Consider the following 24,032-nt stretch of genomic DNA (forward strand, 5'->3'; position numbering starts at 1 on the left):
TAATTATCAGACGTTTAACGGCGGAACCGCTTTGCCCGTCCGCGCATAAAATTCGGTAACAAAGTGCTCTAATTTACCCTCTTCAATAGCCTTGCGTAAACCAGCCATCAGGCGCTGGTAGTAGCGCAGGTTATGAATAGTGTTAAGACGCGCACCCAGTATTTCGTTGCAACGATCCAGATGATACAAATAGGCGCGGCTATAGTTGCGACAGGTGTAGCAATCACACTCCGCATCCAGCGGCGCCGTATCATCTTTATATTTCGCGTTACGGATTTTCACCACGCCGTCAGTCACGAACAGGTGGCCGTTACGGGCATTGCGGGTAGGCATCACGCAGTCAAACATATCGATACCGCGACGTACGCCTTCAACCAGATCTTCCGGTTTGCCGACGCCCATCAGATAGCGCGGTTTGTCCTCAGGGATCTGCGGACAGACGTGCTCCAGAATACGGTGCATGTCCTCTTTCGGCTCGCCGACCGCCAGGCCGCCCACAGCGTAACCATCAAAGCCGATCTCTACCAGTCCTTTTACGGAGACATCTCGTAAATCTTCGTAAACGCCGCCCTGAATAATCCCGAACAGCGCGTTTTTATTTTCAAGCGAATCAAAGCGGTCGCGGCTGCGCTGCGCCCAACGCAGCGACATCTCCATCGAGCGTTTGGCGTAATCCCAGTCGGCAGGATAAGGCGTGCATTCGTCGAAAATCATCACGATATCGGAACCGAGATCGTACTGGATCTCCATCGATTTTTCAGGATCGAGGAAGATCTTGTCGCCGTTAATCGGGTTGCGGAAATGCACGCCCGCTTCGGTGATTTTGCGAATGTCGCCCAGGCTGAACACCTGGAAACCGCCGGAGTCGGTCAGGATTGGCCCTTTCCACTGCATAAAGTCGTGCAGATCGCCATGCAGCTTCATGATCTCCTGGCCGGGACGCAGCCACAGATGGAAAGTGTTGCCGAGAATAATCTGCGCGCCGGTATCCTGCACTTCTTCCGGCGTCATGCCTTTTACGGTGCCGTAGGTGCCCACAGGCATAAAGGCCGGGGTTTCCACCACGCCGCGATCGAAAACCAGACGGCCACGGCGCGCGCGCCCATCAGTAGTATCTAATTCAAACTTCACGTTGCCTCCATCAGAGAAACAGTCTGATGCTTAAGAGTTGACCTGCGCCCCGGTCGGGCGCAGGCGTCGCAACCGGACAAAGCCGGTTATGGCATTATTTACCGACCTGCTCGTTTATCGCCTGCGGATTGCGGGTGATAAACATCGCGTCGCCATAGCTGAAGAAGCGATACTTCTCCGCCACCGCCTGCTCGTAAGCGTGCATGGTGTGACGGTAGCCCGCGAAAGCGGAAACCAGCATAATCAGCGTCGATTCCGGCAGATGGAAATTGGTGACCAGCGCATCAATAACCTGATACTCATAGCCGGGATAAATAAAAATTTTGGTGTCGTCGAAGAACGGCGCAATCAACGCGTCTTTGGCCGCCGCCGCTGCGCTCTCCAGCGAGCGCACGGAAGTTGTGCCTACGGCGACGACACGGTTGCCGCGCGCTTTGCACGCCAGCACCGCATCCACCACTTCCTGCGGAACCTCAGCATACTCGGCGTGCATAATATGATCTTCAATGCTGTCCACGCGTACCGGCTGGAACGTGCCCGCGCCGACGTGCAGCGTAACGAAAGCGGTTTCAATCCCTTTCGCCCGCAGCGCTTCCAGCATAGGTTCGTCAAAATGCAGGCCAGCAGTAGGCGCCGCTACCGCGCCGGGACGTTCGCTGTAAACAGTCTGGTAAAGCTCGCGATCCGCGTCTTCGTCAGGACGATCGATATAAGGCGGCAGCGGCATATGGCCGACGGCGTCCAGAATATCCAGCACGGCGCGCTCGTCGTCGAAATGCAGCTCAAAGAGCGCGTCGTGACGGGCAACCATCGTCGCTTTGACGCTTTCGTCGTCGCCAAGCAGCAGCTCGGCGCCCGCTTTCGGCGCTTTAGAGGCGCGAATATGGGCCAGCACGCGATGCTCGTCCAGCATCCGTTCAACCAGCACTTCGATTTTGCCGCCGCTGGCTTTACGTCCGAAAATACGCGCCGGGATCACGCGCGTATTGTTAAAAACCAGCAGGTCGCCCGGATTGAGCAAATCCAGTAAATCGGTGAACACCCCGTGGGTCAGCGCGCCGTCCGGGCCGTTAAGGCACAGCAGACGGCATCCGCTGCGCTGGGCCTGCGGATAGTGGGCAATCAAAGATTCGGGCAACTTAAAAGAAAAATCGGCAACGCGCATGGTCATTCACAGTCAGGGAAATCAGGGCGCACATTCTAGCTGAAAACCCGCCAATTCTGAACCATTCGCCGCATCTATCGGTTAAACCGTCCGCCAACGGGCGTCGATGCGCTCTGCACGCCACTATCAACGGTATCCCGACACGGCAGAAGCCGATATACTGCCGCGATGAACTTTCTCGCTCACCTTCATCTGGCGCGGCTGGCCAACAGCTCCCTGCTCGGCAACCTGATGGCTGACTTCGTGCGCGGCAATCCGCGTGACGTCTGGCCTGATAACGTTGCCGCCGGCATTTTGCTGCACCGACGCGTTGACGTCATGACCGACGCCCTGCCGGAAGTCCGGGTCGCACGCGGTTTTTTCCGCCCCGAAACCTATCGCGTATCGCCTATCGCGCTGGACGTCATCTGGGATCACTTTTTATCCCGTCATTGGGATGAGATCGTGCCGGAAACGGCCTTACCGGATTTTTTACGTCAGGCGCGGGCGGAGATCGGCCCGCACCTTGCCACCACGCCGGAGCGTTTCCAGCATCTGAATCGCTATCTGTGGACGGATCGCTGGATGGAAAAGTATGCGGAAGCGCCCTATTTGCAAAACGTGCTGACCGGGATGGCCAGCCGCCGTCCTCGCCTGGCCGCGCTGGCAGATTGCTATCAGGATTTTGTTGATAATTATCAACAGCTCGACGCTGTTTTCCGGCAGTTTTATCCGCAGATGATGGCAAAAGCCCGCCAGCAGTTACTGTAGCCACGATTGCCGCTTGCCCTTTTGCTGAAAAAGGTTATTGTTGGCGAACACATTGAATAAAAAAGCTTTTTGATAGGTAAAGCCTATCAGAGAAATCGGCGGTTATCGCTGGTTTACAACGCTATCCCGCCCCATACTGGCGGCCGTTTCCCTTAATTTATCCTTACAGGAGTGACTATGGTTCTCGTAACTCGTCAGGCCCCTGATTTCACCGCCGCAGCCGTGCTGGGCAACGGTGAAATCGTAGAAAACTTTAACTTTAAAAAACACACCGCTGGTAAAGCCACCGTTGTGTTCTTTTGGCCAATGGACTTCACTTTTGTTTGCCCTTCTGAGCTGATCGCTTTCGACAAGCGTTATGAAGAATTCCAGAAGCGCGGCGTGGAAGTGGTCGGCGTCTCTTTCGACTCCGAGTTCGTTCACAACGCATGGCGTAAGACCCCAATCGATAAAGGCGGCATCGGCGAAGTAAAATACGCGATGGTTGCGGATATCAAACGTGAAATCCAGAAAGCCTACGGCATCGAGCATCCGGATGCAGGCGTTGCGCTGCGCGGCTCTTTCCTGATCGACAAAGCCGGTGTGGTTCGCCACCAGGTTGTTAACGATCTGCCGCTGGGCCGTAACGTTGATGAAATGCTGCGTATGGTTGACGCGCTGCAGTTCCACGAAGAGCACGGCGAAGTGTGCCCGGCTCAGTGGGAAAAAGGCAAAGAAGGCATGGGCGCTTCTCCGGACGGCGTAGCGAAATACCTGTCTGAGAACGCTGGCAAGCTGTAATATCTTTTTGCAGACTGCTGAATAGAGCTCGCTTCGGCGAGCTTTTTTTATGCGGGCAATTCAGGCGGCTTAAGCTTTTGATGCGGGCGCACCAGGTTAAATATACAGCACGCCGCGGCGGGCTGTGATAGTCTGTTTACAGGTACAGTTCAAAGAGGGAAGAGAGTGCCCAAAAAAGAGCAGGCGTATTCTTCAGAAATCTGTGCCCTCATTGGCAGAGCCGTAGCAGAGCTGCTGGAAAGCGGCGAACCGGTAGGACGACATAACATCCTGATTAGACTTCAGATTCACAGCGCACAAGCCACAGACGAAAACATGAAGGCCGCTATTCAACGCGCTTTCCGATCGATACTCGACCGCTTCCATTAACCCCTTATAGTCCCTGCACAACCCCTTTTTTCAACTGTCCCAGGCAACAGGCTTCGGCTATGGCTTTTTGCCGATCTGCATAAGCCGCCTGGGATGTGGGTGAAGGTTATGCGTCGTCAGGCGTGCGGGCCACCACCACTTCCAGCGCCTGGCGGAAGATATCCAGCTGGACGACATCAGAGGTGTTTTCCAGCTTTTCAATCAGCTTCAGGATAATCGCTTTGTTCGTTACGTAGCCACCGGCTGCCGCAATTTCTCTGATCACGGCGCCGATAACTTTGGTTTCCTGAGCCAGTAAATCACCTTCTCCCTGAAAATGTTCAAGGATGCCCGGCTCTGAAGAGTGCTGCTGCATAGTATTCGCCTTTATAAAGGGCGGGATATCCCCACCTGAATTGACTCAATGTTTTTTGGTGCCGTCCGGCGGGCCTTCGCTGGTAAAAAGGTGCGTCACGTTATCCACGTCTCGAATTTCGTGCGTATAGCGATTGTTACCAGTCTTTATATTATTTCTGACATCGATAATAGCCTGTTTGCAGGCACGGTGCCTGGCAGCGCTTTTTTCCACGGCGGCCATCGCCTGCAGCTGACGGATCAGCGCGGCGTTATTGATGGTAGCATCGGTTTTTAACAGCACCAGTACGGCCTCACCCAGCACTATATCAATCAGTTTTTCATCGTCATTTCTGTACATACCAGCTTCTCTGTATCAGTGATGTGGGCACATAAATAGCCACAGTTCCCGGAAGTAACCCTGGGAGGCAGCAGGTTTGCCAACCACCGCCGATCAAAGGGCCAGGCGGGAAAGCAGGCCGGGCCGAGCAGAAAAGTTAGGACGTCTGGTAATCATCATCCAGGCTTTGAAACTCAGTCCTCACGGCCAAACAACATGCCTATCAGCTCGTGATAATGCTTTTCCTGTTCCGCATCGGAGGCCAGTTCAAGCCGCCTCAGCAGTTTAGAACAGATCGCCTTGCGGTTAATATTTTTACCCGAACGCAGAATCTCCACCACGATCTGCCCCAACGTTTCCTGTTGAGAGGGCATCATCGCTTCACTGAAGTAGCGACTGATATCACCTTCAGTTTTCGGGTTAAATCCATCCTGACGCATACAGCCCCCTTCAGTTGGTAGGTTAAAACGTGTTTAAATAATTCTGCGCTTAAGTTAACCAGTTTCGGCAAATGTGTACAGCTATTTTGAAGTTGTACAAGCCGATTTCTTGTAGCAAAAAGTGCGGCCCGCAGTGTAATACTCTGTCAGCCTGTTTTTTGAGAGGGATATTCAGGTGTTATAGCAGGTGAAGCTGCGTTTTTCGCTCCCTACAAATTGAATAGTCACCAGGATGCTTTTGGCAGCACGAATCTTTAAGGATGTATGGATGTACAAGTTTTTCTCCGCGGTCGTGCTTTTTGCTGGCCTCACGGCTTTTTTTAGCCAGCCCGTACAGGCGGACTACGTGCTGGAAAAGGTAGTGGAAGTCAGCCGACATGGCGTTCGCCCGCCTTCGCCGGATAACCGACGAGCTATTGAAAACGGTTCGGCCCGGCGCTGGCCCGACTGGCTGACCGCAGACGGTAACCTGACCGGTCACGGCTATACGGCAGCCTGGCTGAAAGGACGTTACGAGAGCAGTTACTATCGTGAAGCGGGCCTGCTGGGCGAAGGCTGCCCGAAGGAACGGGATTTTCACCTGATAGCCAGTCCGATGCAGCGTACCCGGGCCACAGCGCAGGTGTTAGCCGAGGCGGCTTTTCCGGGCTGCGACATTGCGGCACATGTCATGGCGGCCTCGCTGTTTCAGCTTCCCAACGAGAAAGTCAGCCAGGAGCAGGCCGCGACGCATCGTCAGGAAGCGCTACGCGCGATGGGCGGCAGCCTGGCAGACGCGCAGCGGCGGCTGCAACCGCAAATCGACGCGTTAAAAAAAGCCGTCTGTCAGCCCGCCCGGCCCTGCCCTGTTTTCAGCCAGCCCTGGCAGCTTGCCACCTGGTCGAACGGCACGGTCGGCATTCAGGGACTGGATACGCTGGCTGCAATGGCGGAAACGCTGCGGCTGGAATGGAGCGAAAACAAGCCACTTAGCGAAGTGGCCTTTGGCAAGGTTAATAATCAGGCGGAACTGGCCGCGCTGCTGCCGCTGCTGAGCGCTAAATATGATTACACCAACGATTTGCCCACGCTGGCCAGCCGCGGCGCTTCAGGGCTGATGAGCCAGATTGCCAGCGCGCTGCGCGCAGGCGCGACCGGAGAGAGAGCAACCGACGCGCCGCCGGACGTGCGCTGGCTGCTCTATGTCGCTCATGATATCAATATCGCCTGGCTGCGTACCCTGTTGGATTTCCGCTGGCAGCAGGCCGATTATCCGCACGGCAATATTCCGCCCGGCGGCAGTCTGGTATTCGAACGGTGGCGATACAAGGGCGAGCGTTTTATCCGCATCTATTTTCAGGCGCAAAGCCTTGCCCAGCTGCGCGAGCTTACGCCACTCGATAAGCAGCACCCTCCGCTGCTGACCGAGCTGACGTTTCCGGGATGCAGGCAAATGGCCCCAGGCACGCTGTGTCCCTGGCAGGCCGCTATGCAGCGGATTGAAAAACATATTGCCCCTTTGTAAGGGAGGGGCCGATCGCCTTTCTCTGAAGCGCTGCTTCCTTAGTTCTGGCCGAAAGCAGGATCGGCTTCGGCCCCTCACCTTCCTGACCAGACAATATTTCTGATTGTAAATCAGAAAAACCCTACTTATCATAAGGCGATATAGTTACGCTGTCCGATCGACCCTCGATCGTTACGCTGAAAAATTCTTTATTAATTAAATAATTATTTGACAAGGATTCGTCAATGTTGGTTTTCAGCCATCGTTTCGCCCCGCTTTGCCTTTACAGCTTCATTTTCATAACCGCTATATTGCCGTTAAAAACACTTGCCGTAACGCCCGCTAACGAACCGCTGATTTTGCAGCGGCAAAATGCCCTGGAGCAGCAGTTGCGGCCCACAGTGCCGGACGTACGCCTTACGCCACCGGCCTCAGGTTTCAGTCGGCTGGTCTTTCCCCAGGAAAAACCCTGTTTCCCACTGAACCGGGTCGTTCTGAAGGGAACAGGCGCGTTACCGCACTGGCTGCCTTTACAGCGGATCGCCGGTCAGGCTGTTGGTCACTGTCTGGGCGGGAAAGGCATTAATCTGCTGATGAGCGCGCTGCAAAACCGCCTGATCGATCACGGCTACATCACGACTCGTGTGCTGGCGCCTTCACAGGATCTGAAAAGCGGCGAGCTGAAGCTGAGCATCCTGGCGGGAAAAATTCGTCAGGTGATGCTGACGCCGGAAAGCAACCGCTATTTCACTCTCTACAGCGCTTTCCCGGCCCACGCCGGAGACCTGCTGGATCTGCGTGATATCGAACAGGGGCTGGAAAACCTGCAACGGCTGCCTACGGTGCAGGCCAGTATGGAAATCGTTCCGGGTAAAGCACCGGGAGAAAGCGATATAGTGCTGCATCGACAGCAAAGCAAAATGTGGCGCGCTGGCGTCTCGCTGGATGATTCTGGCACCCGCAGCACCGGGCGTTATCAGGGCGGTCTGACGCTGTCGCTGGATAATCCTCTTTCACTCAGCGATCTCTTCTATCTTTCCGCCAGCGCTGGCCTGATCCATCACGGCGATAAAGGCTCCCGTAATTTTACCGGCCACTATTCGCTGCCTTTAGGTTACTGGGACGCAGGGATAACCGCCAACAGCTATGACTATCATCAGACGGTCGCCGGACTTAATCAGGACTATCGCTACAGCGGTAAAAGCCAGAACATCAGTTTCCGCCTTAGCCGCCTGCTGCACCGTAACGACCGTCAGAAAACCACCTTCAGCTGGGATATTCTGGCGAGGGAAACCCGAAATTATATCAACGACACGGAAATCGAGGTTCAACGTCGTCGCACGGCTGGCTGGCGTGCCGGACTTCAGCATCGCCATTATCTGCCCTGGTCCACGCTGGATGCGGGCATCAGCTACCAGCGCGGCACCCGCTGGTTTGGCGCCATCCCGGCACCGGAAGAATACTGGGGCGAAGGCACCGCGCTGTCAAAAATCCTGCAGCTTTCTGCCCAGTTGGAGACGCCTTTTACCCTGGGCAACCAGCGCTTTCGCCACAACCTGCAATACCAACGCCAGATAAGCCACACGCCACTGACGCCGCAGGATCAGCTGGCCATCGGCAGCCGCTGGACGGTACGCGGCTTTGACGGCGAACGGACGCTAAACGCCGATCGCGGGTGGTTCGTGCGGAATGATATCGCCTGGGCCACGCCGGTGCCGGCGCAGGAACTTTATCTGGGCGTTGACTACGGCGAAGTCGGCGGGAACGGCACGCAATATCTGGTCGGCAACCACCTCGCCGGGGGCGCTATCGGCATTCGCGGTTCGGCATTTAAAACAGGCTATGACCTGTTCGCTGCCGTGCCGTTCTCCAGACCCGACGGCTTCAGCACCAATCCGGTGTCGCTGGGCTTCAACCTCAACTGGCAATATTAAGAGGCAGGGATGCAAACAGGGCCTTATAACATTCATTCACCCATGATCCTTGGTGGGGATATGAGTGAAGCTGAAGCTTTCGGTGCCGCCGTCTGGTTATGGATGCACTCGGCAGCGCATCGCGACTTGCCTCTCCATGCGCTGCCGACGGTGCTTCTGCCCATCATTAAACGGCAACAGTATGCATTGGTTAGCCGCGACGCCAGACCGCTGTTTTTCTTAAGCTGGATGTGGCTGGACGACGTTGCCGAGCGACGTTACCTGAAACAACCGGCGATCAGCGTGCAGGATCGTGACTGGGCAAGTGGCGAGCGGATGTGGATCCGCGACTGGATAGCGCCTTTTGGCGATACGATGGCCATGCGTCGCCTGGTCGGCAATACCCTTTTCCCCGAGTGCTGCTTTCGTGCGCTCTATCACCGCGGGGCTGAAAAAGGTCAGCGGGTCATAAATTTCAAAGGCGATCGTATCAGTCATCAGCAGGCCAGAGCCTGGCGTGCTGCACATCCGCTGTCTGTTCCTGTTACAGAAATGCCAGTAAGGACGCTGTCATGAATAAGAACCTCTACCGTATTGTTTTCAACAAAGCACGCGGCCTGCTGATGGTCGTGGCGGATATTGCCGGTGCAGGCCGGGCGGGCGCATCGCCGTTTTCATCCGGTACCGGCCATACCCTCAGCCAGCTGATTGGTAAGGTTCATGGCGTGAGTTTTGCCCTGCTGCTGGCGCTGGGAGCTGTTCACCCCGTGCAGGCAGGTATCGTCGCCGATGGCAGTGCGCCGGGCGGCCAGCAACCCACCATTATTCATAGCGCCAACGGTACTCCGCAGATCAATATCCAGACCCCCAGCGCCGCCGGTGTTTCCCGCAATGTCTACAGCCAGTTCGATGTGGATAAAAAAGGCGTGGTGCTCAATAACTCACACGCCAACACCCAAACGCAAATTGCCGGAATGGTCAGCAACAACCCGTGGCTGGCAAAAGGGGAAGCGAAGGTCATTCTCAATGAGGTCAATGCACGCAACCCAAGCCAGCTGAACGGCTTTATTGAGGTTGCCGGGCAGAAGGCGCAGGTGGTGATTGCTAACCCGTCGGGTATCACCTGCAACGGCTGCGGCTTTATTAACGCAAACCGCGCCACGCTGACGACAGGTCAGGCGCAGATGAATAATGGTCACCTGACAGGATACAACGTTGGCCGCGGCGAAATTGTTATTCAGGGCAACGGACTCGACAGCAGCCAGCAGGACAGCACCGACCTGATTTCGCGCGCCGTCAAAGTGAACGCCGGTATCTGGGCAAATGAACTGAATGTAACGACCGGGCGTAATCAGGTCGATGCCGCACATCAGCGCATTGATAAAAAAGCGGATGACGGCAGCGCCCGGCCACAGCTGGCGATTGATGTTTCGCAGCTTGGCGGCATGTATGCCAACAGCATTCGCCTGCTCGGTACAGAATCCGGCGTCGGCGTTCACAATGCCGGGGCGCTGGGCGCGTCGGCCGGTGATGTTGTTGTCAATGCAGACGGTAAGCTCATCAACAGCGGCGCGATAAATGCGTCGCTAAATATACAGCTGGCTGCATCGGCAACGGTGGATAACCAGGGCAAAATTTATGCGACGGCCAATACGGATATTACAAGCCAGGCCAGCCTCAGTAACACCGGCCTTATTGCCGCAGGCGCAGACACCCGCATTTCGGCAGGCAATATTAACAGCGGCGCGCAGAGCGTACTCGCGGCCGGCGTTGCCAGCGACGGCAGGCTGGCATCGACCGGGAATTTAACGCTGACCAGCCGTGGTGAATTAAAGGCGCGCGGGCAAAATATGGCAGGCGGCCAGTTGAACGCCAGTGCCACGTCTGTCGATCTCAGCGGCAGCCAGACGTATGGTGACAGCATCAGCTTGCAGGCCAGTCAAGGGGATATCAGTACCGCAAACGCCAATCTTTCCGCCATGCATCAGCTGACGGCCAGCACACGCGGAACGCTCAACAACGACGGCGGAAAAATTGCCGCAGACCAGCTTAACCTGACAGCGAACCGCCTTTCGAACCAGAAAGGCACGGTGCAGCAGCTCGGACAACAGGATCTGCAACTCTCACATGCTGGGGGCATCAACAACCGTGAAGGCTCCCTCGCCAGCAACAGCAAAAATCTGACCCTGAACAGCGCCACGCTGGATAACCAGCAGGGAACAATTTTTCATGCCGGAGACGGCCAGCTTACGATTAATACCGGCAAGCTGGACGGCGCACGGGGCACGTTGGTCGGCAACGGTGCATTAAGCCTGAGCGGTTCGGTACTCAACCTGGATAATACCGTGACGCAGGCAACGGGAATTACGCTTTATGCCGACACGGTTTCACACCATTCAGGCCAGATGACGCAAAGTGGCAGCGGGCCGATGAACCTCAACGTCACCGGACTGTTAGATAACCTGGACGGTGCTGTCACCTCACAAGGTGCATTGTCGCTTAACGCCGCGCAGCTGAATAATCAGCAAGGCCGGCTGATTGCCGCTGGCCAGAATAATCTGCAACTGACGCTCGACGGCGCGTTGAATAACCGCGCGGGCATTATTGCCGCCGGTGGAGATTTAACGTCGCTGAGCGGCGCGGTTGATAACAGCGGCGGCCTGATCCAGTCGGGAGAAGCGTTAGATCTCAACAGCCGTGGCGCAACCGTACTCAATGCTGACAGCGATGTTCAGGGCGGCATCATCAGCGCGGGCAGCATGAAGCTGGCAACGGGAGACATTGATAACCACAACGGGCAAATTGCGGCGCAATCGCTGACGGCCACCACGGGTAATGTGAATAATCAGGCAGGTAAATGGCTGGCCGATGAGGCCATATCCCTGAGCAGCGGCGCGCTGAACAATCAGTCAGGCCGGCTGCAATCCGGCGGTACATTAACGCTCGACACCCACGGCCAGCGCACCGATAACACTTCCGCCGGGCATATTGTCGCCACGGGCGTATTGTCTGTTAACAGCGGTGAACTGGACAACCGCAGCGGGAAAATAGTGAGCGGCGACGATACCTCGCTGTGGACGTCTTTGCTCAATAATGATGGCGGTCAAATCTCTGCGCTGGGCGATCTTTCACTGACCAACCAGGGTGTGCAAAACAACGACCGCGGTCTGATCCAGAGCGCTAAAAATCTGCTGATTGATACGCAGGGAGCAATGCTGAGTAACAACAGAAGTGGCAGCACCGGCGGCATCACCAGCCAGGGCACTCTGACCGTTAAAGCCGGAGCGCTGGAAAATCAGCAAGGCGCGATGATAAGCAATCAGCAAATAACCCTTACTGCTGAGGATGTGGATAACCAGCAGGGACAGATTGTGGCCCTGGGCGATATCGCTGCCACGAGCCGGGCGCTGGACAATCAAAGGGGCACCTTGCAGTCCGGGCAAAACGTGCGGTGGAATACGCAGGGTTTTACGTTGAACAATCGGGGCGGCACGCTGAGCGCACAAAACCGGGTATCACTGGATACCGCTGATTTCGACAATCAGCAGGGGGTGCTGGCAGCCGGCGGCGCAATGTCACTCACCGCTGCCGTTTTCGATAACAGCCAGCAAGGGCACATTGCCAGCAAAGGCTCGCTGGATCTGACGACCCAGAGGCTCAGTAACCGTCAGGGACAAATCCAGTCATTGGGGGACATGGTTCTCAGCGCGGCGCAGTCGGTGATTGATAACGGTGCCGGCCTCATCCACGGTGCGGCCAATGTCACCCTCAACGCCGCACAGGCGCTTAATCAAAATACCCGTGCCGTCAGCCTGGGGATCCAGGGCAGCACTGTAACCCTCAATGCCACCGATCTGGACAACAGCAACGGGCAAATTCTGGCCGACGACGGCCTGAATTTAAACCTCGGCGGAGAACTGAACAACAGCACAGGTTTGCTCAGTTCGCAAAACAGTCTGAACGCACAGGCTCAGCAGATTATTAACAGCGCCGGTGATATTGAGGCGGGCACACTTATCCGCCTCTCCGGCGACGCAATGACCGGCGACGGTAAACTGTTATCGCTGGGCGACCTGACGCTCACGCTGACGAAGGACTTGCTCAACACCGGCAGCATTCAGGCCAACAACAATCTGAGCCTGACCACTCAAGGCAATCTGACCAACCAGGCATTGATCCAGGCAGGCCGCGTCCTCACACTGTCGGCAAACAACGTCTTCAACGGCGCGGCGGCAGAAATCAACGCAGGAACCACGCAGGTAAATGCGGCACATGCCGTGTCCAACTCCGGGCTTATCGACGGTTTTTACACCCGCATTAACGGGGAAACCGTCAGCAATATTGGCAGCGGGCGCATCTACGGTGACGCGCTGGCGATTAGCGCGGGAACGCTGAACAACCTGGCGGAGAATGGGCAAGCGGCTACGATTGCTGCCCGGCAAAGGCTGGATATTGGCGCCACCACCATTAACAACCGCGATCGCGCACTGATCTACAGCGATGGGCTGATGGCCGTCGGCGGCGCGCTCAATGGCGACTATCAGGCCATCGGTCAGGCCGCGACGCTGAACAACCACAGCGCGACCCTCGAATCTGCGGGGGATATGGCGCTAAATATTGCCAGTATCAACAATATCAATGACCACTTCTCACTGGAGAACGTACTGGTTTCTCAGGAAGATATCTCTGAGTATGAGGTCTCTCGTCTGAAAAATGGCGTGCGCTATAACGACAAAGATTACACCATCTACATCTATCAGGATGAGGTCAATATTCTTTGTATTGAAGGCGTTATCTGTCATACCACAGACGGCGATCGCTTCACCCATTACGCCTACACCCGCACCATCACCGAAGATCGCGTTAAAGAAAGTGACCCGGCGAAGATTATTGCGGGCGGCAACCTCGGCATCAATGCTAATGATCTCCTTAACGACAAGAGCCAGATTGTTGCCGGTGGCGCGCTGGCGCTTCAGGGGACCACTATCAATAACGTGGAAGTGGAAGCCAACCGTCAGACGAAAGATGTCGGTAAAGCAATCTTCTATTCCCGTCATCAAGACAAAGGCGGCGACTCATCAAAAGTTGATACCACAGATTACGTACCGCCCACGGTGATCCAGGCTATCGCCCTTAAACCCAGCACGGTGCAGGAATATACTCAGGGGCAAGGCAGCGGTCTGACTGTTTCCGATCGCCAGAACAGCGACATCAGCGGCATTGTTCAACATGCGGATAACCTGAATATCCTGCCTGATGCCGGGCCGAACGCGGGCAGTTTATTAGCAGTCATGCCGGGTGCGGTGACCCTGCCCGCAGGTAAAACGTTTGAAGTGAAAACCGGGAGTTCGGGCAGTGTCGTTCGCGCCATTGGGCCAAACACCCGCCTGCCGGATAATAGCCTGTTCCGCACGCACCCGGAAAACACCAGCCCTTATCTGGTGGAAACCGATCCGCGCTTTACTAACCAGAAAAAGTGGCTGGGCTCCGATTACATGATGGATGCCTTTACCAGCAATGCTGACAACGTCCTCAAACGCCTGGGCGATGGCTATTATGAACAGCGGCTGATTCGGGAACAGATCATTGCCCTGACCGGGCAGCGCTATCTTAAGGGTGCGCAAAATGATGAAGAGCAGTATAAGGCGTTGATGAACGAAGGTATCGCCTTCGGTCAAAAATATAACCTGACGCTCGGCGTGGCGCTGAGCGCTGAGCAGATGAGTCACATGACAGGCGATATGGTCTGGCTGGTTGCTCAGACCGTCCAGCTTGCCGATGGCAGCACGCAGCAAATACTGGTACCGCAGGTTTACGCTATGGTTCAGGCGGGTGACGTGGACGGCAGCGGCGCACTGCTGGCCGGTAAAAATGTCAGTCTGAACCTGAGCGGCGATTTGATTAACAGCGGACGTATTATCGGGCAGCAAAATACCCAAATCCTGGCTGACAATATTAATAGTCTGGGCGGGCTTATCCAGGGGAATGATGTCGCCGTGCACGCACGCACGGATATCAACAACGCAGGCGGGATATTCTCAGGTAATAGCAGTCTCTCGATCCTTGCTGGTCGTGACATCAATGCAATCACGACTACGCGCAGCGCAGAGAGCGCCGGTGGCGACTTTGTCCGCAACACTATTGACCGCGTGGCGGGTTTTTACGTTCAGCAGGCTAACGGCACGCTGGCGTTGCAGGCCGGGCGAGATATTAATCTTCAGGCCGCGCAGGTAATCAACAGCGGCGAAGGAGGCACGACGTCCGTTGTGGCGGGCCGTGACCTCAATCTGAATACGGTGACCACCGGAAGTAAGGACAACCTCAACTGGGGCGATAACTGGCTGCACCAGTCCACCAGCCAGCAGATTGGCAGTGAGGTGACCGGCGCGGGTGATGTACAAATGGTCGCCGGAAATAATGTGAACGTGACGGCAGGTAATATCTCCGCCAGCCAGCAGCTCAGCGTGACCGCAGGCAATGACATCAACCTTCAGCACGGCATCGATACTGAGACCTTCGATCAGCATTATAAAGCCACGGGCAGCAGTAGCTTTGGCTCCAGAACCACCACTGAAGTGCGCGATACCTTCAGCAATCAGACCGCCAGCGGCAGCCTGCTGAGCGGAGACAGCGTAAACGTGAAGGCCGGGCACGACCTGACCGTCACAGGCAGCAACGTGGTCGGTACGCAGGATGTCAGTCTTGCCGCCGGGAACGACCTGAACATTCAGGCCGCTACCACTGAGCAGCAAGAATCTCACTTCTACAGCGAGAAGAAATCGGGCCTTTCCGGTACGGGCGGCATTGGTGTGAGCATAGGAACAAACAGCCTGAAAACCACCGATGATGGCAAAACCCTCAGCAGCACGGGCAGCACCGTCGGCAGCACGCAGGGTAGCGTTAATCTGACGGCCGGTAACGGGCTGACCGTGAAAGGTTCAGACGTGCTGGCCGGGAAAGACATCAGCCTGAGCGGCAAGGAGGTCAGCATCCTCGCGGCGGAAAACCAGTCTTCACAAACGCATAAAACGGAGCAGAAGACATTCGGCCTGACGCTGGCGCTTTCCGGCACGGCGGGCTCGGCGCTTAACGCGGCGGTGACCACGGCTAAGCAGGCCAGTGAAGAGAGCGACGGCCGCGTGGCGGCGTTGCAGGGCATAAAGGCAGCGCTGAGCGGCGTGAGCGCGGCCCAGGCGGCACGGCTGGACGCGGCGAAGGGGGACGACCCGGCGAACAATGCGACCGTCGGCGTCAGTGTTTCTTACGGCAGCCAGTCGTCAAAATCTGAAAGTTCACTGACACAGACCACGCAGCAGGGCAGCGGCCTGACGGCGGGCGGCAACCTGAGCATCACCGCGACAGGAAGCGGCGTGAAAGGTCAGGACGGCGATATCACCGTGCAGGGCAGCCAGCTTCAGGCCGGTAAGGATATGCTGCTGTCGGCAAACCGCGACGTGAACCTGCTGTCGGCGGAGGAAAGCAGCAGCACGCGCGCCACCAACAGCAGCAAAGGCGGCAGCGTGGGCGTGGGCATCACCGCCGGTTCGGGCGGCACCGGCTTTAACGTCTCGGCGAGCGTGAACAAAGGCAAAGGCCACGAGAACGCGGACGGCGTCAGCCATGTGGAAACCACGCTTAACGCGGGGAACAACGTCAGCATCACCAGCGGCCGTGATACCGCCCTGACCGGCGCGCAGGTGAACGGCGAGGCGGTGAGGCTGGAGGTGGGCCGCAACCTGACGCTGACCAGCGAGCAGGACAGCGAGACCTTCGACTCGAAGCAGCAGAATGCCGGCGCGGGAGCGGGCTACACCTTCGGGGCGGGCACGGCAACGGCGAGCGTGAACGCGTCGCGGGATAAAATGAACAGCGACTGGCGGTCGGTGACGGAGCAGACGGGCATCTTTGCCGGAAAAGGCGGCTTTGATATTACGGTGGGTGAGCATACGCAGCTGGACGGCGCGGTTATCAGCTCGACGGCGCAGGCGGAGAAAAACCGGCTGGATACGGGCACGCTGGGCTGGAGCGATATCAACAATCACGCGGAATACAGGGTTGAGCACGCGGGTGCGGGTATCAGCACGGGTGGTTCCATCGGCAGCCAGTTCGAAGGAAACATGGCGAGCAATATTCTGGCGGGCCTGAACGGCTCGGACAGCGCCAGTTCCACCACCCACTCTGCCGTCAGCGAAGGCACGATAGTTATCCGCGATGAAGCAAATCAGCAGCAGGAAGTTGCAGAGCTGAGCCGCGACGTGGAAAATGCGAATCCGGGTCTTGCGCAAATCTTCGACAAGGAGAAAGAGCAGAACCGGCTGAAGGCGGCGCAGCTGATAGCGGAGATAGGGTCTCAGGTTGGCGATATCGCCAGAACCGAGGGCCAGATAGCCGGGGAAAAAGCGAAGCGTGACCCGGCAGCGCTTCAGGCGGCCAGAGAACAACTCGCCGCTTCCGGCAAGCCGTTCACGGATGCGGACGTGGCGAAGCAGGCGTACAACAACGCGATGGCGCCGTTCGGCACGGGAAGTGCACTGCAACAGGGTATCCAGGCGGCCACCGCTGCGATACAGGGTCTGGCGGGCGGAAATATCGGTCAGGCCATCAGCGGTGCGGCAAGCCCGTATCTGGCAGAGCAGATACACGTCCTGACGGAAGGCAACCCGGAAGCGAAAGCGATGGCCCACGCGGTCGTCGGGGCGGTAGCGTCTTACGCATCCGGCAACTCGGCGCTGGCAGGCGCGGCGGGCGCGGTCAGCGGCGAACTGATGGCCGGGCTGGTGATGAAACAGCTGTATCCGGGCAAGGAAGTCGGTGACCTGACGGAAACGGAGAAGCAAACCATCAGCGCGCTGGGCACGCTGGCGGCAGGACTTGCCGGAGGCGTCGCTGGTGACAGTGCGGCGAATGCTGTTGCGGGTGCCCAGGTTGGTAAGAATGCGGTTGAGAATAATTTACTCGGCGGTAGTGAAGATGCTCAGGCTGCATGGATACGCCAGCATGGCGTCGATATGGCGACCTGTTCTGACAATCCGAGTGGGGCCGCATGTCAGAAAGCAATGAATGAACGTGATGCCGTAGGGTTTGCGCTTGCTACAGGTAGTGTTGCCCTGTTACCGGGTGGCGCTCAGACTATGTGGGGTCTTGGAGCCGGTGCGAATGCAGGCATCAGTTATCTGGCGGATGGCACGATAGATCCGGCTAATGCGGCTATTGCTGGCTGGGTAAACGTTATCAGTATGGGTAACGGCCTGGCGGGTTCCATTGGCTGGAATGCTGCGGGCGGGGCATTAGGAAACTGGATAGACGATAAAGATCCTCTAACTGGAGCAATAACAAATGGTGTTGGTGCGGGTATTGGTTACGGTATAGGAAAGGGTATTTCTTGGGGGACTAATGCAGGGGCAAACTGGTGGAAAGATGGCTGGGATCCGAAATTCAATTCAACCTTACAGAAATATACAGAGATAAAAGGTGATTTTGGTATTTCGAAGGAAATGACACCAAGTAATTTCCCTGGTTTGACTGGTGATATTGGGGGAAGTATCACTTCAGAGTTAGGGGGAAAGTATACAGAACAAAAAATGAAGCAAGAGGAAAATAAGAAATGAGGTCAATATTACTGCTTGTTTTCTTTGTTTTGATTAGCATGCTGTCTATCTTCCTGACTGGTCTTGCTTTATATGCCATTGGAGAGTTTTTCTTCCTTTTTTATAAACAGATTCCAGTATCTTTTACTACGTATGATTTTTTGCTCATATGTAAAATCAGTTTTTATGTTGGTAGTTTTGTAGGAATGGTCATGTGGGTTGCAAGGTTATTAAAAGTAAAGGGTTTTTAACATTTGTAAAAGATTCCCGGCCCCTGAGTCGGGGATCTTACTTTATAGCTGAGAATAATTCACTCGGAGCAATGGGTGGATCAGACTTGGGCTTCTGGCTTGGTAAAATACCGGATGCTACAGCTGAGGATAAAGTGAAACTTGCAGCTGATATTGTGAAAGGTAACGCAGTAGTATCTGTACATCTGGCTGGTACTGTGGGACTGGGCGTATTACCGAAAGGCGCGCTGGTAACAGCAGCAATCGGTGGTGGCGCAAATACGATTATTCAGTATGTAGTTGATGGCAAAGTTAATTATACCGATGCGCTGATAGCCAGCTGGGTTGGCGCGGCCACATCAAACACCGGCCTGTTGGGTACGATAGGCTGGAATGCGGCAGGTGGAGCTACCTCAAACTATATTAAGGGTGATGATCAGCTAACCGGTGCAATAATAAGTGGCGGAACGGCAAGTATTGGTTATGGCGTTGGTAAAGTTATTCAGGGGCCACTGGAAAAACTGATTAACCCCAACTGGAAAAACTGGAAATGGGTTGAGATTGGTATGGGAGCTAGTAAACCTTTGCCATTAAGCCCAGTACCGGGTATCGCAGGAAATGTAGGTTCCTCTATTGGTTCCGAAGCATCGAATGCTCTCATCCAGGAACAGCTAAAAAACAAGCAGGAGAATAAGTAATGCAATCAAAATTTCGCCTGTTACGTTTTCTAGCGACAAATATTATATGGGTAATTGCTATATTCATTTTGGCAACATTGATATTTTTCATTATGAGAGTTGTTGCATTCTATTGGATAGGAGGAGAATTTTTATTCTCCTCTAATGACATATTTAAATCTTTTAAAATTAGTATGTTATGCGGGCCACTATGTAGCATAGGATGCTGGTTTTTATACTGGCACAAGAGCAGATACACGTCCTGACAGAAGGCAACCCGGAAGCAAAAGCGATGGCCCATGCGGTCGTCGGGGCGGTAGTAGCGTCTTACGCATCCGGTAACTCGGCGCTGGCGGGCGCGGTCAGCGGCAAGCTGATGGCCGGGCTGGTGATGAAACAGCTGTATACGGGTAAAGACGTCGGTGACCTGACGGAAACGGAGAAACAGACCATCAGCGCGCTGGGCACGCTGGCGGCAGGACTTGCCGGAGGCGTGACTGGTGACAGCACGGCGAATGCTGTGGCCGGGGCGCAGGCTGGGAAGAATGTGCCTGAGAACAATAACCTTTCACTGCCAGGCGGGCTAATGGGATACGGCCAGGCAGCTTCAACGCAGGGAATCTCAATGATTGATGCCGGAGCAACCATGGAAGAAACCAGTGCCGCGCTGAGTAAGAATGCGAAAGGTGATTTACCGGAAGGCGCAAATATTACTAAAGCCATTGTTGAGGGTTATAAAGATGGCGTACTGATTTGATAAACAAAATTAAGAGCCGAAAATCTCCCCCGTCAGATCCCCAATAAACAGGGATCCCGGCCAAAGCGCCGGGATTTTACCTTATAACCAGTCCGTTACCTCAGACAGGCCGCCACTCAATCGTCCCTTCCGGGATCTTACGGGGCCGCTTTTGCGGCGTGGCAATTACCCGGATAAACTCCTCAACCTGCCGTTGCTTGTGAGCCGAAAGCTTTTTACAGGCCTTACGCAGCGTGCTTACTACCTCCGGTTCGGCGGGCAGTTCCGGCGCGGGTTCACACATGCTCAGGATTAGGCAGCCCGGCAAAACCCGTACCTCAACCGCCTGCCCGGTTGCAAACCCCGCCTCTTCCAGCCAGTGACCTTTAAGGTTAAGACTGGGGCACTGGCTGTAGTATGTGGTCATACCGGTTGAACGATTTTCGTGACGTATGTTGGTATATCCCACTTTCAGTTTACGTAATGCTTTGGAAATACTCGCCTCTGGCTTAATATCATGCTCAGCCATGATCAACTCCTTACTAGTTGCTTGTGGTCAGCGGCGGTAAAGGGGTCCAGCCCAATATCGCCGCGCTAAAAATCATCTATCCACTTTTACTCTTCCTGCTTTTACCTGTTTAAATATACACCCTCCCCCATGCAAACTCACTGAAAAGACAATATTAAAATGCGAGGCGACTCGGAAAAATCAATTATTCTCCCCTACCCTTTCAGACTGAGACTAACCTGCAAAGCGGCAAGGATTATCAGCATTCCGCGCTATAAAGCACAGGATAAAATTCAGGTCGGTTTCCGCACCAGCATTATAAATAACACATACCGTTAAGCCCCCTGTTTTTATCCTGCATCAGGCGAGACAGGTCCGCGTAAAACTCTATATAAATCGGACTTTACATAATTAACTTTCAGGACAGTGATTTATGACAGCAGGATAATCGACACACAATAAGTATAAGCATTTTAAAATAATAACAAATTATGCCATTTACGTTAAGTAATGCTATTTTTTTTGTTAAAAACCAAGCAAAACAACAGAAAATCCAGACAAAGGCTCTTGATTTTTATGACAAAAAACAATGAAATAAAAATAAGACTTGGATCATAATTTAAATCTCACCCTTCCCAAAGCAAATATCACCATGTTATTATGCAGCTGTTTCAGCAGAAATACAGGCATCTTCAATCTTTATAGTAAGCACGCCCTTTAGCTGAATCTGTAACACAATGTCAATTTTAAATTAAGGATGATTTATGAAAAATCTGGCTATTGTCAGCATTGTTTTTGCAACTCTGGGTTTCAGCGCGACCGCGAATGCCGATCAACAGACCTTCAGCATCGGTTACGCACAAAGCAAAGTGCAGGATTTTAAAAATATCAGAGGGGTTAACCTTAAATACCGTTACGAGTGGAATTCACCGTTTGGTATTATTGGCTCCTTTACTTATATGAGCGGTAAAGAAAACAGTACTTCTATGGCATACCGGGATATAATAAATAACCATATTAATTTAAAATATTACTCTTTCGCAGCTGGCCCAACATATCGTTTCAATGAGTATATCAGCGCCTATGGATTATTAGGGGTAAATTATAACAAGCTGGATTATCGCTCAAAGTGGAATAATTATGAGGGTGACAGGGGGTATATTAACAAGGGAGAAGAGTCCGGCAATCAAAACAAAGCTTCTCTGATGTACGGCATCGGCCTGCAAATCAATCCGGTAGAGTATCTGGCCATTGATATTGGTTATGAAGGCTCTCGCCTGGATGCTGGCAATAAAAACCATTCTATCAACGGTTTTAATATTGGTATTGGCTACAGCTTTTAATCATACGAATAATAAAGCAAGTTCACCTCTTTCTCAGGCGGTGATGTAAAGCTGACAAAAAAGGAGCCACGGCACGATGCCGCAGCTCCTTTTTTACTCCGTCGTAAAAGCTTTTACGCAGACTGATGCTCAATAGCCTGCTGGCTTTCAATTGCCTGCTGGCCGTGAGTGATAGGGATACGGCGAGGTTTTTCGCTTTCAGGGATTTCCTGATACAGATCCACAGCAAGAATGCCGTCCTGCAGTTTCGCGCCGGTGACTTTTACATGCTCCGGCACCGTGTAGCTAAGACGGAAGTCGGCACGGCTGATGCCACGATGCAGCCAGCCATTTTCTGCGCTTTCCGTTTCTTTCTGCTCTTCCCTCTTACCGGAAATGGTTAGCTGTCCGCCTACCGTTTCAATAGACAGCTCGCTCCCTTTCCAGCCGGGTACGCTCACCGCCAGCGCATAGCGATCTTTATCTACGCGACGAATATCATAGGCGGGCGTAGCGGCTACGGGCGTGTCGCCGGTCAGCTGGCTGAACAGCCGATCCATACGGTTGAAACGGTCTGAAAACAGCGCGTCGCTTAAGGAAGGGATCAGGGAGAAGTTGCGTACGGTCATCATCATAACCTCCTGAATACAGTCTCTATTCAAAAGCTCATTTCGGGCAGGTTCGCCGCCTGCTCGTAAGTAAAATAGGGTCGGCCGAATCTATTTCAAGCGTTGCAAATAAAATTTTTTTACCGCCTGTTTGCCATCGTCGCCCTGAGTCTGACGCATAAAAAAACCTGAGCCGGGCGTGCTGCCGGACTCAGGCTTTTTCAGGATGGCAGGCAGAAATGCTGTTCGCTTTCCGGCCTACGCCTTGATTCTTTTCTTCACCAGCGTCCAGCTGATCAGCAGCAGGGCTATCCAGCCAATACCGACGTAAAGCGATACGCGGGTATCCGGGAAGTAGCCAATCAGGCCGATAATAAAGAACAGGAACAGGATACCGACGATGGCCGTGAATATCCCGCCAGGCATGGCGAACTTCAGCTCTTTCGCCTGCGCGGGCGTCAGCGTGCGGCGGAAGCCGATCTGGGCGAAAAGGATCATAATCCATACCCAGACGGTGGCAAACGTCGCCAGCGAGGCAATCACCAGGAAGACTTTCTCCGGCATCAGGTAGTTCAGGTATACCGCAATCAGCATCGCTAACATCATCACCAGCACGGTGATCCACGGAATACCACGGCGTGAGACGGTGGCGAAAATTTTAGGCGCATGGCCCTGCTCCGCCATACCGTGCAGCATCCGGCCAACGCCGAAAACATCGCTGTTAATCGCCGAAAGCGAAGCCGTAATCACCACAAAGTTCAGAATGGCTGCCGCAGCGGCTATGCCCATATGCTGGAAAGTGAGGACGAACGGGCTACCGTTGGTGCCAACCTGGTTCCAGGGATAGATGGACATAATCACAAACAGCGTGCCGACATAAAACACCAGGATACGCAGCGGCACCGTGTTAATCGCACGTGGGATCGACGTGGCGGGATCTTTCGCTTCGCCGGCGGTGATACCGATAATCTCAATACCGCCGTAGGCGAACATCACGATTTGCAACGACAGCACCATGCCGATAACGCCGTGCGCAAAGAAGCCGCCGTTGGTCCATAAATTGCTGATGCCGGTAGGCTGGCCGCCGTTGCCGATGCCCCAGAAAATAATACCGATGCCCGCCACGATCATAATAATGATGGTGGCGACCTTGAACAGCGACAGCCAGAATTCCACCTCGCCAAACACTCTTACCGTGGCCAGGTTAATCGCGCCGATAATCAGCACCACGCTCAGCACCCATACCCAGTGCGGCACGTCAGGGAACCAGACGCCCATATAGATGCCGAAAGCGGTTACGTCGGCAATGGCGACGATCAGAATTTCAAAGCAGTAGGTCCAGCCGGTGATATAGCCAGCCAGCGGGCCAAGATAATCCTGAGCATAGCGGGAGAACGAGCTGGCCTGCGGGTTGTTCACCGACATTTCGCCCAGCGCGCGCATGATGATATAGGCGATAGCGCCGCCGATAATATAGGCGAGGATCACGCTTGGCCCGGCCATTTTCATTGCGTCAGCCGAACCGTAAAACAGACCCGTGCCGATGGCCGAACCGAGCGCCATAAAGCGGATGTGGCGGGTACTCAGTCCCTTTTTGAGCGTATTATTTTTCATCTTTCATTCTGCTTAAACTCTGTCAACTTCTCCTGCCGGAGATCGG

17 protein-coding genes are annotated in these 24,032 nt (G+C 54.5%); 9 read left to right on the forward strand and 8 right to left on the reverse strand.

Annotation, left to right across the window (positions count from 1 at the left end):
* Positions 1 to 6: 6 nt before the first annotated feature.
* The gene (tgt, locus tag AB6T85_RS18260) at positions 7 to 1,131 is read right to left on the reverse strand and encodes a tRNA guanosine(34) transglycosylase Tgt (RefSeq protein WP_125288399.1); all 1,125 of its coding nucleotides are present in this window, start codon (positions 1,129 to 1,131) and stop codon (positions 7 to 9) included.
* Positions 1,132 to 1,225: 94 nt separating this feature from the next.
* Positions 1,226 to 2,296 carry a tRNA preQ1(34) S-adenosylmethionine ribosyltransferase-isomerase QueA gene (gene queA / locus AB6T85_RS18265; RefSeq protein ID WP_369896351.1) on the reverse strand — a complete coding sequence of 357 codons (1,071 nt, stop codon included), beginning with the start codon at positions 2,294 to 2,296 and terminating at the stop codon, positions 1,226 to 1,228.
* Between the two features lie 168 nt (positions 2,297 to 2,464).
* Between queA and AB6T85_RS18270 the strand changes: the two genes are divergently transcribed.
* Both AB6T85_RS18270 and AB6T85_RS18275 read left to right on the forward strand, forming a co-directional pair.
* Positions 2,465 to 3,046, forward strand: coding sequence for an ACP phosphodiesterase (locus AB6T85_RS18270; protein WP_369896329.1), 582 nt, complete (start codon positions 2,465 to 2,467; stop codon positions 3,044 to 3,046).
* A 177-nt stretch (positions 3,047 to 3,223) separates the two neighbouring features.
* Positions 3,224 to 3,826: a peroxiredoxin C gene (locus AB6T85_RS18275; protein WP_125288397.1), complete on the forward strand. Its 603-nt coding sequence runs from the start codon at positions 3,224 to 3,226 to the stop codon at positions 3,824 to 3,826.
* A 475-nt stretch (positions 3,827 to 4,301) separates the two neighbouring features.
* On the opposite strand, the gene AB6T85_RS18280 is transcribed toward AB6T85_RS18275, so the two are convergent.
* The 3 genes from AB6T85_RS18280 to ycgZ form a co-directional block, all read right to left on the reverse strand.
* Positions 4,302 to 4,550 (reverse strand): biofilm/acid-resistance regulator YmgB/AriR, encoded by a 249-nt coding sequence (locus AB6T85_RS18280; protein ID WP_125288395.1) that lies wholly within the window; start codon positions 4,548 to 4,550, stop codon positions 4,302 to 4,304.
* A gap of 45 nt (positions 4,551 to 4,595) precedes the next feature.
* Complete coding sequence (locus tag AB6T85_RS18285; protein ID WP_253455080.1) at positions 4,596 to 4,889, reverse strand: hypothetical protein; 294 nt, start codon at positions 4,887 to 4,889, stop codon at positions 4,596 to 4,598.
* 173 nt (positions 4,890 to 5,062) lie between these two features.
* The gene (ycgZ, locus tag AB6T85_RS18290) at positions 5,063 to 5,308 is read right to left on the reverse strand and encodes a regulatory protein YcgZ (protein WP_253455081.1); all 246 of its coding nucleotides are present in this window, start codon (positions 5,306 to 5,308) and stop codon (positions 5,063 to 5,065) included.
* A 268-nt stretch (positions 5,309 to 5,576) separates the two neighbouring features.
* Here ycgZ and AB6T85_RS18295 point away from each other — a divergent pair, with 268 nt between their 5' ends.
* The 6 genes from AB6T85_RS18295 to AB6T85_RS18320 all read left to right on the forward strand — a co-directional run bounded on the left by AB6T85_RS18295 (position 5,577) and on the right by AB6T85_RS18320 (position 19,955).
* Entirely contained in the window at positions 5,577 to 6,812 is a 1,236-nt protein-coding gene (locus tag AB6T85_RS18295) for a histidine-type phosphatase (protein WP_369896330.1), read from the forward strand.
* Between the two features lie 224 nt (positions 6,813 to 7,036).
* The gene (locus tag AB6T85_RS18300) at positions 7,037 to 8,725 is read left to right on the forward strand and encodes a ShlB/FhaC/HecB family hemolysin secretion/activation protein (RefSeq protein WP_301252306.1); all 1,689 of its coding nucleotides are present in this window, start codon (positions 7,037 to 7,039) and stop codon (positions 8,723 to 8,725) included.
* A 9-nt stretch (positions 8,726 to 8,734) separates the two neighbouring features.
* On the forward strand, positions 8,735 to 9,280 hold the full coding sequence (locus AB6T85_RS18305; RefSeq protein WP_369896331.1) for a toxin-activating lysine-acyltransferase: 546 nt from the start codon (positions 8,735 to 8,737) through the stop codon (positions 9,278 to 9,280).
* Positions 9,277 to 18,312, forward strand: coding sequence for a hemagglutinin repeat-containing protein (locus tag AB6T85_RS18310; RefSeq protein WP_369896332.1), 9,036 nt, complete (start codon positions 9,277 to 9,279; stop codon positions 18,310 to 18,312). Before AB6T85_RS18305 ends, AB6T85_RS18310 begins: the two co-directional genes overlap by 4 nt.
* A 193-nt stretch (positions 18,313 to 18,505) precedes the next feature.
* Positions 18,506 to 19,219 (forward strand): hypothetical protein, encoded by a 714-nt coding sequence (locus tag AB6T85_RS18315; RefSeq protein ID WP_369896333.1) that lies wholly within the window; start codon positions 18,506 to 18,508, stop codon positions 19,217 to 19,219.
* A 202-nt stretch (positions 19,220 to 19,421) separates the two neighbouring features.
* Complete coding sequence (locus AB6T85_RS18320; RefSeq protein WP_369896334.1) at positions 19,422 to 19,955, forward strand: VENN motif pre-toxin domain-containing protein; 534 nt, start codon at positions 19,422 to 19,424, stop codon at positions 19,953 to 19,955.
* Between the two features lie 100 nt (positions 19,956 to 20,055).
* Here AB6T85_RS18320 and AB6T85_RS18325 read toward each other — a convergent pair whose 3' ends face one another.
* Positions 20,056 to 20,463, reverse strand: a complete 408-nt coding sequence (locus AB6T85_RS18325) for a SymE family type I addiction module toxin (RefSeq protein WP_369896335.1) — start codon at positions 20,461 to 20,463, stop codon at positions 20,056 to 20,058.
* Positions 20,464 to 21,206: 743 nt separating this feature from the next.
* Here AB6T85_RS18325 and AB6T85_RS18330 point away from each other — a divergent pair.
* Positions 21,207 to 21,785: an Ail/Lom family outer membrane beta-barrel protein gene (locus tag AB6T85_RS18330; RefSeq protein WP_369896336.1), complete on the forward strand. Its 579-nt coding sequence runs from the start codon at positions 21,207 to 21,209 to the stop codon at positions 21,783 to 21,785.
* Positions 21,786 to 21,898: 113 nt separating this feature from the next.
* Here the strand turns inward: AB6T85_RS18330 and AB6T85_RS18335 are convergent, their stop codons facing one another.
* Entirely contained in the window at positions 21,899 to 22,393 is a 495-nt protein-coding gene (locus AB6T85_RS18335; protein ID WP_369896353.1) for an Hsp20 family protein, read from the reverse strand.
* 237 nt (positions 22,394 to 22,630) lie between these two features.
* Positions 22,631 to 23,986 carry a proline-specific permease ProY gene (proY, locus tag AB6T85_RS18340; protein ID WP_301252297.1) on the reverse strand — a complete coding sequence of 452 codons (1,356 nt, stop codon included), beginning with the start codon at positions 23,984 to 23,986 and terminating at the stop codon, positions 22,631 to 22,633.
* Positions 23,987 to 24,032: the final 46 nt, after the last annotated feature.

It is taken from the genome of Erwinia aeris (assembly GCF_041224955.1).
GTDB classification, from domain to species: domain Bacteria; phylum Pseudomonadota; class Gammaproteobacteria; order Enterobacterales; family Enterobacteriaceae; genus Erwinia; species Erwinia aeris.

Excerpts from the sequence above, each read along its gene's own strand:
- queA (WP_369896351.1), bottom strand. The coding sequence starts at position 2,296 with ATGCGCGTTGCCGATTTTTCTTTTAAGTTGCCCGAATCTTTGATTGCC.
- AB6T85_RS18270 (WP_369896329.1), top strand. The coding sequence starts at position 2,465 with ATGAACTTTCTCGCTCACCTTCATCTGGCGCGGCTGGCCAACAGCTCC.
- AB6T85_RS18275 (WP_125288397.1), top strand. The coding sequence starts at position 3,224 with ATGGTTCTCGTAACTCGTCAGGCCCCTGATTTCACCGCCGCAGCCGTG.
- AB6T85_RS18280 (WP_125288395.1), bottom strand. The coding sequence starts at position 4,550 with ATGCAGCAGCACTCTTCAGAGCCGGGCATCCTTGAACATTTTCAGGGA.
- AB6T85_RS18285 (WP_253455080.1), bottom strand. The coding sequence starts at position 4,889 with ATGTACAGAAATGACGATGAAAAACTGATTGATATAGTGCTGGGTGAG.
- ycgZ (WP_253455081.1), bottom strand. The coding sequence starts at position 5,308 with ATGCGTCAGGATGGATTTAACCCGAAAACTGAAGGTGATATCAGTCGC.
- AB6T85_RS18295 (WP_369896330.1), top strand. The coding sequence starts at position 5,577 with ATGTACAAGTTTTTCTCCGCGGTCGTGCTTTTTGCTGGCCTCACGGCT.
- AB6T85_RS18300 (WP_301252306.1), top strand. The coding sequence starts at position 7,037 with ATGTTGGTTTTCAGCCATCGTTTCGCCCCGCTTTGCCTTTACAGCTTC.
- AB6T85_RS18305 (WP_369896331.1), top strand. The coding sequence starts at position 8,735 with ATGCAAACAGGGCCTTATAACATTCATTCACCCATGATCCTTGGTGGG.
- AB6T85_RS18310 (WP_369896332.1), top strand. The coding sequence starts at position 9,277 with ATGAATAAGAACCTCTACCGTATTGTTTTCAACAAAGCACGCGGCCTG.
- AB6T85_RS18320 (WP_369896334.1), top strand. The coding sequence starts at position 19,422 with ATGCTGGTTTTTATACTGGCACAAGAGCAGATACACGTCCTGACAGAA.
- AB6T85_RS18325 (WP_369896335.1), bottom strand. The coding sequence starts at position 20,463 with ATGGCTGAGCATGATATTAAGCCAGAGGCGAGTATTTCCAAAGCATTA.
- AB6T85_RS18330 (WP_369896336.1), top strand. The coding sequence starts at position 21,207 with ATGAAAAATCTGGCTATTGTCAGCATTGTTTTTGCAACTCTGGGTTTC.
- AB6T85_RS18335 (WP_369896353.1), bottom strand. The coding sequence starts at position 22,393 with ATGACCGTACGCAACTTCTCCCTGATCCCTTCCTTAAGCGACGCGCTG.
- proY (WP_301252297.1), bottom strand. The coding sequence starts at position 23,986 with ATGAAAAATAATACGCTCAAAAAGGGACTGAGTACCCGCCACATCCGC.